At 71.1% G+C, this 6,284-nt stretch carries 8 protein-coding genes; 5 read left to right on the top strand and 3 right to left on the bottom strand.

Features of this window, described 5'->3' with window-relative positions; translation table 11 throughout:
- Positions 1 to 319 (bottom strand): hypothetical protein (locus tag H5J33_RS19750; RefSeq protein ID WP_181796257.1); only part of this gene is annotated, 319 nt, incomplete at its 3' end.
- A gap of 172 nt (positions 320 to 491) precedes the next feature.
- Here H5J33_RS19750 and H5J33_RS19745 point away from each other — a divergent pair.
- Positions 492 to 1,268, top strand: coding sequence for a hypothetical protein (locus H5J33_RS19745; protein WP_181796256.1), 777 nt, complete (start codon positions 492 to 494; stop codon positions 1,266 to 1,268).
- A gap of 93 nt (positions 1,269 to 1,361) precedes the next feature.
- Here the strand turns inward: H5J33_RS19745 and H5J33_RS19740 are convergent, their stop codons facing one another.
- Both H5J33_RS19740 and H5J33_RS19735 read right to left on the bottom strand, forming a co-directional pair.
- Positions 1,362 to 1,559 carry a DUF397 domain-containing protein gene (locus tag H5J33_RS19740; protein ID WP_181796255.1) on the bottom strand — a complete coding sequence of 66 codons (198 nt, stop codon included), beginning with the start codon at positions 1,557 to 1,559 and terminating at the stop codon, positions 1,362 to 1,364.
- Between the two features lie 10 nt (positions 1,560 to 1,569).
- Complete coding sequence (locus H5J33_RS19735) at positions 1,570 to 2,424, bottom strand: helix-turn-helix transcriptional regulator (protein ID WP_181796254.1); 855 nt, start codon at positions 2,422 to 2,424, stop codon at positions 1,570 to 1,572.
- A 215-nt stretch (positions 2,425 to 2,639) separates the two neighbouring features.
- Here H5J33_RS19735 and H5J33_RS19730 point away from each other — a divergent pair, with 215 nt between their 5' ends.
- The 4 genes from H5J33_RS19730 to H5J33_RS19715 form a co-directional block, all read left to right on the top strand.
- Positions 2,640 to 3,131 (top strand): ATP-binding protein, encoded by a 492-nt coding sequence (locus H5J33_RS19730; protein ID WP_181796253.1) that lies wholly within the window; start codon positions 2,640 to 2,642, stop codon positions 3,129 to 3,131.
- A 122-nt stretch (positions 3,132 to 3,253) separates the two neighbouring features.
- Positions 3,254 to 4,624, top strand: a complete 1,371-nt coding sequence (locus tag H5J33_RS19725) for a NarK/NasA family nitrate transporter (protein WP_181796252.1) — start codon at positions 3,254 to 3,256, stop codon at positions 4,622 to 4,624.
- Between the two features lie 88 nt (positions 4,625 to 4,712).
- On the top strand, positions 4,713 to 5,864 hold the full coding sequence (locus H5J33_RS19720) for a uroporphyrinogen-III synthase (protein ID WP_181796251.1): 1,152 nt from the start codon (positions 4,713 to 4,715) through the stop codon (positions 5,862 to 5,864).
- Between the two features lie 221 nt (positions 5,865 to 6,085).
- On the top strand, positions 6,086 to 6,284 hold a 199-nt coding region (locus tag H5J33_RS19715; protein WP_181796250.1), incomplete at its 3' end, for an ABATE domain-containing protein.

The following is a 6,284-nucleotide window of genomic DNA, read 5'->3' as shown; positions in this document are numbered from 1 at the left end:
CCGCGTCCCGCTGCAACTGGACGGCCGCGAGCAGACTCAGGTCCGGCTCGGCCTGGCGCAGCGCCTTGATCGCGGCGACGGAGTCGATGTCCCCGGCGAACCCGACCCCGGCGAGCCGCTCCCGCACCCACGCGGCCCGCAGCGCCCCCTCGTCCGCCCCGGCGACACCCCCGACCACGGCGAGGGCCCGCTCCAGCCCGGCCCGCTCCTCCTCCGGCGCCGCGTCCAGGGCCTCCCGCAACGCCTCCACGACGACAGCCGAGTCCCGGATGACGAGCACACAGTCCTGTTTCTTGCCGAATCCCGCGAAACCCTTCATACGACTCATGGTGAAGCGGCCGGGGCGCCCCCTCCAAACCACTTGAGCACTTCCAGAGGGTTGTCCGGGCCTCCTCGCTGCCGCGTGACCCGGATCACCCACCGGTCGACGCATCTCTTCGCGCGGTCGCCGAGTCACTTCAGCGGACCGGGAATTCAAAGGAGATGCAGAGGTGACCAAAAGGAATCTTCTGGCCGTGGCGGCTCTGTGCGCGACGGCGGCCATGACGCTCACCGCGTGCGGGGGTGACGACGAGAAGGCCGACGGCAAGGAGAAGGGCACCTCCGCCTCCGCGTCCGCCACCACCAAGCCGTTCGAGGGGCTGACCGGGGACCAGATCTCCGAGAAGGCCCGCGTGGCCATGACCAAGCTGAAGACGTTCAAGATCAAGGGCGACATGACCGTCGACGGCGCGGACATGAGCATCGACTTCGCGGTCGCCGTCAAGGGTGACTGCCAGGGAACCCTCGTCCGCGACGGCGGGTCCGCCCAGATCCTGAAGTCCGGCGGCGTGATGTACATGAAGGGCGACGAGAAGTTCTGGCAGCAGACGGGCAAGGAGGACGGCTCGTCGCCCGACGAGGCGAAGGCCTTCACCCAGCTCGTCAAGGGACGCTGGTTCAAGCTGGGCTCGGGCGCGGAGGCGGAGGAGGAGTTCCCCTTCTGCGACGCCGGTGTGATGTTCGAGAAGGACAAGGACGACGCCCGTCTCACCCGGGGCCCGGAGACCGAGGTCGACGGCACGCGCGCCGTGACGCTCACGGGCAAGGACGGTGCCGAGAAGCAGACGCTGCTCGTGGCCGCCGAGGGAGAGCCCTACGCGCTGAAGATGACGACCGAGGGCGGCAAGGAGCCCGGCTCCCTCCAGTACTCGGAGTTCAACAAGCCCGTGACCGTCAAGGCCCCGCCGGCCGACCAGGTCATCGACGCGAACCAGCTCAAGGGCTGACGCCCCGGCACAGACGCCCTGGACCGGCGCCCGCGCGGACTTCTCCGTGCCGGGCGTCCGGCAAGGGGCTCCGGTTTCCGCTTCCGGAAATCGTCAACGGGGTGCGACCGGGGACCCGGCGTGCGCCGCGAGCGCGAGGAATGCCGCCCAGGCGGAGGGGGCGACCGTGAGGTGCGGGCGCAGGGGGGCCTTGGAGTCGCGGATGTGGATGGCGGTGGGGGTGGTGGCTGTCTCCACGCAGTTCGAGCTGTCGCCGCTGTACGTGGACTTCCGCCAGTGGAGTGTGTGCACGGTCGCTCTCTCAGATGTTCCGGATGAGGTTCTGGATGAAGTCGCGTGACTCGACGACACCGAGTGCGCAGGACTCCATGTGGTCCAGCACGGCACGGTACTTGCACAACTGTGCCTCGGAGTCGAGGAATCCGCAGCCGCCGTGATGGGTGTCCAACTGGACGGTGTCGAGCTGCGGGACCTGCCCCTCGACGTAGTCGAAGGACTGTCCCGTGCTCGGGTAGTTCTCGGTGTCGAAGGGGATCACCCGTACGGTGACATGCGGTAGTTCGCTCATGTCGAGCAGGTGCTGGAGCTGACCGCGCCTGACGTCGGCGCCGCCGAAACACATCCGCAGAGCCGACTCGTGGATGATCGCCGCATACGGGGGCGGCTCGTGCCGGTGCAGGATGCCCTGCCGTTTGATGCGGTGCGTGAGGCGGTGCTCGATCTCGTACTGCCGCATGGCCGGCACCACGGCCCGGAACAGGGCACGGGCGTGGTCCGTGGTCTGTAGCAGCGCGGGAATGTGCATGGCCAGGGCCACGCGCAGGCCGGTCGCGTAGTGCTCCAGTTCCGCCAGGTCCACCAGCGCGGCCGGGAGATGTTCCCGGTACTCCTCCCACCAGCCCCGCGCCCGGCGGCCGGTCATCGCGGCCAGGGCGTCGACCAGGGCCGCGTCCGAGCAGTCGTAAGAGGATGCCAGCGCACGGACACGATCGGCGCTGAGAGCGCTCCGGCCTGTCTCGATCATGCTGACCCTCCCCTGGTTGACGCCCAGTTGAGCCGCGGCCTGGGTGGTCGTCAGCCCGGCTCGTTCACGCAGTTTGCGCAGCTCGGCACCGAGGCGCCGTTGACGCAGGGTGGGGTTGTTGATGGGCGGCAAGGCACGTCCTTTCGGGCTGCGAAGCGGCGCACTCGTAACCCACACGAGGTAAATAGGGGTGCATCTCCCGATAATGGGAGATTCATCTCCCGCTCAGCCCTACTGTAGTGCCCACACCGCTCAACCCGCCCCGGAAGCGCACCTCCCCAGGCGAAGCCACCGAACGGCGAAGCCGGTTGAGCGAGCCCGATCCCCCTCTCTCCCCGGAGGTTTTCATGGGCACCGTATCCCTGTCCGACACCTGGGTGTACGCACTTCGGCTGCCGCATGATCCCCGCGCGGCACGCGTCGCACGTATGACCGTACGGGCCGTGCTCAGCGGGCATGGCCGAGGTGAAGTCCTGGAACCGGTCGAGCTGTTGACGTCGGAACTCGTCACCAATGCCTATCGGCACACCCGCGGATCCGCCTCCCTGCGGATCACCGCCCTCGCGGACGGCCGGCTCCGGGTCGGGGTCTGGGACAGTCACCCCAGTATCCCCGCGCCCTTCGGGGAGCCGCCCCGGGACCGGGTGTCATCGCCCCCGGCGGACGCCGAGCGCGGGCGCGGGCTGGGGCTCGTACCGCACTACGCGGACGCGTGGGGAGGGTGGCCGCTCGGGGACGGCCCGCCGGAGCGGGGCGCGGGGAAGCTGCTGTGGTTCGAGGTGGGTGGGACCCGCACGGACAGGTCGGGCCCCCTCACCGGCCACCCCCCGCCCGAGTGAGAGCAACGTTCCCTTCCGGTCACCCGCTGCCACAGTGCGGAAACGCGCCCTTCCTACCTTCGGACCGAGTCAACCGAGTCAGTGGTCGGCAGACCGAGCAGCCGGAGCATCGTGGAGGCGTGATGACAGCCCCAGCCCCAACCCGTCGTGGCCGCTGGATCGAGCGCTGGGATCCGGAGGACGAGGCGTTCTGGAAAGCGGGCGGGGAGCGGATCGCCCGCCGGAACCTGTGGTTCTCCGTGCTGTCGGAGCACATCGGGTTCTCGGTGTGGACCCTGTGGTCCGTGCTGGTGCTGTTCATGGGCCCCGAGTACGGGCTGACCCCCGCCGACAAGTTCCTGCTGACCTCGGTGGTGACCCTGGTCGGCGCGGTCGTCCGGGTGCCGTACACCTTCGCCGTGGCCGTCTTCGGCGGCCGGAACTGGACGGTGATCTCGGCGAGCCTGCTGCTCGTCCCGACCATCGCCGCGTTCACGGTGATGAAGCCGGGCACGTCCTTCTCCACGTTCCTGCTGGTGGGCCTGCTGGCCGGGATCGGCGGCGGCAACTTCGCCTCCTCCATGACCAACATCAACGCCTTCTTCCCCCTGCGGAAGAAGGGGTGGGCGCTCGGGCTCAACGCGGGCGGCGGCAACATCGGCGTCCCCGTCATCCAGCTCGTCGCGCTCGCCATCATCGGCGCGGGCGGCGGCCCGCGCGTGCTGCTCGGCGTCTACATCCCGCTGATCGTGGTGGCCGCCGTGCTCGCCGCGCTGTTCATGGACAACCTGGCCGCGGTGAGGAACGACACCGGCGCGGCCAAGGACGCCGCCCGGGACCGCCACACCTGGATCATGGCCTTCCTCTACGTCGGCACCTTCGGCTCCTTCATCGGCTACAGCTTCGCCTTCGGCCAGGTGCTGACGAACCAGTTCGGCCGGACCCCGCTCCAGGCGGCCTACCTCACCTTCATCGGCCCGCTGCTCGGCTCCCTGATCCGTCCCGTCGGCGGCTGGCTCGCCGACCGCTACGGCGGCGCCCGCATCACCCTGTGGAACTACGTCGGCATGGCCGCCGCCACCGCCGTGCTGATCGGGGCCGGGATGCGCAAGTCGCTGCCGCTGTTCGTGTCCGTCTTCGTCGTGCTGTTCGTGCTCAGCGGCCTCGGCAACGGATCGACGTACAAGATGATCCCCGGCATCTTCCAGGCCAAGGCCCTGGCCCGGGGACTCGAGGGCGAGGCGGCCGTCGCCCACGGCCGCCGGCTGTCCGGCGCGGCCATGGGACTGATCGGCGCCACCGGCGCGCTCGGCGGGGTGGGCATCAACCTGGCCTTCCGCCAGTCCTTCCTCTCCTACGGCTCCGGTACCGGTGCCTTCGTCGCGTTCCTCGGCTTCTACGCTGTCTGCTTCGTGGTCACCTGGGCCGTATACCTTCGCCGCCCGATCGGGCGGGTTGCGGCCACGGCGTCCGCATCCGAGGAGAAGTCCCAGCTCAGCTATGCCGAGGTGTGACGTAACACCGGTGACATGAAGCCGAACCGAGCCTGTCACGCACAGTTGACAGGCTCGTCCGGCGCGCCGGTCACATAGGAGAGCCCCCATGTACGAGGAAGAGCAGCAACCCGAGCACGGACCCCTCGCCGGGTTCACCGTCGGCGTCACCGCCGCGCGCCGGGCCGAGGAGCTGGGCGCCCTGCTCCAGCGGCGCGGCGCCACCGTCCTGCACGCTCCCGCGCTGCGGATCGTGCCACTCGCCGACGACAGCGAACTGCTCGCCGCCACGAAGGAGATCATCGACCGGGTGCCGGACGTCGTGGTGGCCACGACCGCCATCGGCTTCCGGGGCTGGGTCGAGGCCGCCGACGGCTGGGGCCTCGGCGAACAGCTGGTGGGCCGGCTGCGCGGGGTACGGCTGCTGGCCCGCGGCCCGAAGGTCAAGGGCGCGATCCGGGCGGCGGGCCTCACCGAGGAGTGGTCGCCCTCCTCGGAGTCCCTGGCCGAGGTGCTCGACCGGCTCCTGGAGGAGGGCGTCGACGGCAGCCGCGTCGCCGTACAGCTGCACGGCGAGCCCCTTCCCGGCTTCGTGGAGTCGCTGCGGGCCGCCGGGGCGGAGGTGCTCCCGGTGCCGGTCTACCGCTGGATGCCCCCGGAGGACACCGGCCCGCTGGACCGCCTGCTGGACACGGCCGTCGGCCGCGGCCTGGACGCCCTCACCTTCACCAGCGCCCCCGCCGCCGCCTCCCTCCTCTCGCGCGCGCAGGAGCGCGGCCTGCTGGGCGAGCTGCTGTCCGCGCTGGCCCACGACGTGCTGCCCGCCTGCGTCGGCCCGGTCACCGCGCTGCCCCTCCAGGCCCACGGGGTGGACACGGTCCAGCCGGAACGCTTCCGCCTCGGCCCCCTGGTGCAGCTGCTGTGCCAGGAACTCCCGGCCCGCGCCCGTGTGCTGCCCCTCGCCGGGCACCGGGTGGAGATCCGCGGCCACGCGGTCCTGGTCGACGGCGAACTCAAGCCGGTCCCGCCGGCCGGCATGTCCCTGATGCGCGCCCTGTCCCGCCGCCCCGGCTGGGTGGTCCCGCGCGCGGACCTGCTCAAGGCCCTGCCCGGCGCGGGCCGCGACGAACACGCCGTGGAGACGGCGATGGCCCGCCTGCGCACGGCCCTCGGCGCGCCGAAGCTGATCCAGACGGTGGTGAAGCGCGGCTACCGCCTGGCCCTCGACCCGGCGGCGGACACCAAGTACGCGGACGCGTAGGGCGACCGGCCGGACAACGCCGTCTTGGCGGCCCGGCGCGGAGTTCCGTCATGGCGCGCGGAGCCCCGGACCGTGGCGGGCGCCCCGTTCCCCGCACGAGGGCTTCCGGCCCCACCCCCCGCCGGGCACTGTGGAGGAGGCGGGACGCGGTGGTCCCGCATGCCGTCCGCGCGCGGGGGCGTACGCCTGTGCGCGGTTTCTGCCTAGGCGGTGACTGGCACATGGCACTCGGTGGAGGCACGCCCGCGTACCCGCTGCGGTTCGATGCCGGACGGGTGTGCCTGGACCTGCTCGCCACCCGGCATCCCGGCGAACGCCTGGACGACGTGGGCGCGTTGCGCGCGTGGATCGCCGGTGCCGGGCTGGTGCCGGACGGGACCCCGCTCGGGCACGCGGACGGCTCCTGGCCGGTCGCCTTCC

Source organism: Streptomyces sp. WELS2 (assembly GCF_013870595.1).
Taxonomy (GTDB): Bacteria; Actinomycetota; Actinomycetes; order Streptomycetales; family Streptomycetaceae; genus Streptomyces.
The sequence above is the reverse complement of the archived record's forward strand: the minus strand, read 5'-3'. Positions and strand labels throughout refer to the sequence as shown.